Here is a 3,313-nt window from a genome sequence, read left to right as displayed (position 1 = left end):
GCCGGCGAAGTTGTACAGCGGCTCGTTGGCCGGCAGCGCGGCGGCGCGGGCGCGCAGGGTGGCATCGTCGAGCGTGCCGAGCAGGCCGGCGATGGCCTGCTGGTTTTCAATGCGGGCCTGGCCGGTGAGCGCGGCGTGCGCGCGGGCGCGTTCCTGCGCGGCGCCGATGATGTCGCCGGTGGCCTGCAGCGCGTTGGCACGGGCCAGCTGCCAGCGGGTGCGCAGCTGCGGGGCGATGGTGTCCGACGATTCCTTGAGCAGGGCCAGCGCCTGCGCCGGCTGCTTGTCGGCCAGGGCCAGTTCGGCACTGGTGAGGTGGTAGCGCTGCAGGCTGGCGCCGTTGAGCTGGCGCGGGGTGATCTGGGCCAGCAGGCTGCGCGCGCGGACGTTGTCGCCGGCTTCGTGCCAGGCAAACGCGGCATCGGCCAGTGCACCGGCACGCGCGCCGCCCTTGAGCGTGTTGGCCAGCGCTTCCAGCTGCACGGCCGCATCGCGTGGCTTGCCTTGATCGATCAATGCCAGCGCCTGGGCCTGGGCCGGCGATTCGGGCGCGCTGGTCAGGCTCGTCGTGGCGCAGCCGGCAAGCAGCAGCAGCGACAACGACAGGGCGGAGATCCGTGCGACGGGCTTGTTCATGATCAGGTCCATTCGATGGGGGCAGCGGCCAGGGCCGGGGAACGGTACGATTCTACCCTTGACCCATGAGTGACGTTGCGATGAGTGCTGTCCCCACGCTGTATGTCGTTGCCACCCCGATCGGCAACCTGGCCGACCTGACGCCGCGGGCGCAGGACGTGCTGCGCTCGGTGGCCGCGATCTGTGCCGAGGACACCCGTCGCAGCGGCCAGTTGCTGGCCCACTTCGGTATCCAGCAGCCGCTGGTCGCGCTGCACGACCACAATGAAGAGGCCATGGCGCAGCGCATCGTGGCGCGGCTGCAGGCCGGCGAGTCACTGGCGCTGGTGAGCGACGCCGGCACTCCGCTGGTCAGCGACCCGGGCTACCGGCTGGTGCGCGCCGCCCGCGAGGCAGGCATCCGGGTCAGCCCGGTGCCGGGTGCCTGCGCGGCGATCGCCGCGTTGAGCGTGGCCGGGCTGCCCAGCGACCGCTTCACCTTCGAAGGGTTCCTGCCGGCCAAGGGCTCGGGCCGCCGCGAGCGGCTGCAGGGCCTGGCGGCGGAAACCCGCACGCTGGTGTTCTACGAATCCTCGCACCGCATCACCGAATCGCTGGCCGACATGGTGACCACCTTCGGCGCCGAGCGCCCGGCGGTGCTGGCCCGCGAACTGACCAAGCTGTTCGAGACCGTGCTGGATGGCACCCTGGCCTCGCTGCTGCAGCAGGTGGAAGCCGACGACAACCAGCGCAAGGGCGAGTTCGTGGTGATGGTGCAGGGCGCCGCCGACGACGAGCAGGCCCAGCTGGCAGCCGGCCGCCGCATGTACGCCAAGCTCAGCGAGCACCTCCCGCCGTCCACGGCAGCCAAACTGGCCGCCGAACTGACCGGCGCCCCCCGCAAGGCCCTCTACGGCACCTGACAGGGTAGAGCCACCCCACGGGTGGCTGGCATGCGCCCACGGGTGGCTGCACGCGATGCCGAACGAACGGCAGCCACCCACGGGGTGGCTCTACCGGATGTGCAGGTCGAATCCAGCCCGCGCCCACCGTGGAGGCACGGTAGAGCCACCCCATGGGTGGCTGGCATGCGCCCACGGGTGGCTGCACGCGATGCCGAACGAACGGGAGCCACCCACGGGGTGGCTCTACCGGATGTGCAGGTTGAATCCAGCCCAGCGCCCACCGTGGAGGCACGGTAGAGCCACCCCATGGGTGGCTGGCATGCGCCCACGGGTGGCTGGCACGCGAGGCCGAACGAACGGCAGCCACCCACGGGGTGGCTCTACCGGATGTGCAGGTTGAATCCGGCCCGCGCCCACCGTCTTGTGACACGGTAGAGCCACCCCACGGGTGGCTGGCACGCGCCCACGGGTGGCTGCACGCGATGCCGAACGAACGTCAGCCACCCACGGGGTGGCTCTACCGGATGTGCAGGTTGACTACAGCCCCCGCCCACCGTCTTGTGACACGGTAGAGCCACCCCACGGGTGGCTGGCATGCGATGCCGAACGAACGGCAGCCACCCATGGGGTGGCTCTACCGGATGTGCAGGTTGAATGCAGCCCGCGCCCACCGTGGAGGCACGGTAGAGCCACCCCATGGGTGGCTGGCATGCGCCCACGGGTGGCTGCATGCGATGCCGAACGAACGGCAGCCACCCACGGGGTGGCTCTACCGGATGTGCAGGTTGACTACGGCCCATGCCACCGTCTGGAGGCACAGCCCCCTTTGGTAAAGGGGGCGCGGCGACAGCCGCGGGGAATTGGGCGCTGGTGGCCCGGGGCCCAAGGTTTGCGTTGCAAACCCTGGGGCTTTTTTCGTCATGACGAAAAAAGCGGCGGAGCCGGCCGATAAGCCGGGTTTTGTCGTGGACAGTCATTCCTCTAGGCGCTACGTCACCGCAGCGCTCAAGCAACCTACCCGGACCCGACGCGGGCCACGCCATTAGGTCCCTATTTGGTCTTGCTCCAGGTGGGGTTTGCCGTGCCGGTCTGTTGCCAGACTCGCGGTGCGCTCTTACCGCACCATTTCACCCTTACCGGCTTCCCGAAGGAAACGTAGGCGGTATCTTTCTGTTGCACTTTCCGTCGGCTCGCGCCGCCCAGGCGTTACCTGGCACCTTGCCCTATGGAGCCCGGACTTTCCTCGGCATCCGCAAGGGATGACGCGACTGTCTGGCCGACTCCGCCGCGCGCATTTTCGCACATCCGCCGGGTTACAGGGGCGCCGCAGGCGACACGGCCGCTGCCAATGCCGGCGCTTCCCCGGCGCCGACCGCCAGCCGGGTCTCGCCGATGCAACCACCGTCCGGCCCGAACCGCCGCTCGTGGATGAAGCCTTCGCCGTTGGCATCCAAGGCGATCAGCGTGCTGGCGCGGGTGCCGTACTCGGGGCTGCGGATGAAGGCCGCGCTCAACCAGCGCTCGCGCGCCAGGCCGATGCCGGTGTCGGGCAGGGCACTGTCGTCTGCACGGGTTTCATCGGCCAGCGCCCGCCACAGCGGGCTGAGGTCGTCGCTGCCGCTGGCGATCCAGGCCTGCACCGCGGCGTTCAGGCGCACGGTCTTCGGCCATGGTGCATCCAGCGGCCCGTTGGACATCCCGTGCACGCCCGGTGCTAGCGCCTGCCGGCCGGCCGGGTGGTTGCCCAGGAACTGGCAGCTGTCGCGGTCGGCCAGCAGCAGGTTGAACGGGGC

The 3,313-nt window shown here is 69.8% G+C and carries 3 protein-coding genes and 1 other RNA gene; 1 reads left to right on the top strand and 3 read right to left on the bottom strand.

What is annotated here, in order from left to right; genetic code table 11:
- The coding region (locus DBR34_RS23410; protein ID WP_258223999.1) for a penicillin-binding protein activator at positions 1 to 636 on the bottom strand (636 nt) is incomplete at its 3' end.
- An 80-nt stretch (positions 637 to 716) separates the two neighbouring features.
- On the opposite strand from DBR34_RS23410, the gene rsmI reads away from it, so the two are divergent.
- A complete protein-coding gene (rsmI, locus tag DBR34_RS15915) occupies positions 717 to 1,538 on the top strand; it encodes a 16S rRNA (cytidine(1402)-2'-O)-methyltransferase (RefSeq protein ID WP_128097518.1) in 822 nt (273 codons plus the stop codon).
- A 915-nt stretch (positions 1,539 to 2,453) separates the two neighbouring features.
- Here rsmI and rnpB read toward each other — a convergent pair.
- Positions 2,454 to 2,804: RNase P RNA component class A (gene rnpB, locus DBR34_RS15910), an RNA gene on the bottom strand.
- 29 nt (positions 2,805 to 2,833) lie between these two features.
- The coding region (locus tag DBR34_RS23405) for an NRDE family protein (protein WP_258223998.1) at positions 2,834 to 3,313 on the bottom strand (480 nt) is incomplete at its 5' end.

Source organism: Stenotrophomonas sp. HMWF003 (assembly GCF_003061285.1).
Classification (GTDB): Bacteria; Pseudomonadota; Gammaproteobacteria; order Xanthomonadales; family Xanthomonadaceae; genus Stenotrophomonas; species Stenotrophomonas maltophilia_AP.
Note: the sequence above shows the minus strand (reverse complement) of the source record. Positions and strands in the feature narration are given on the sequence as shown.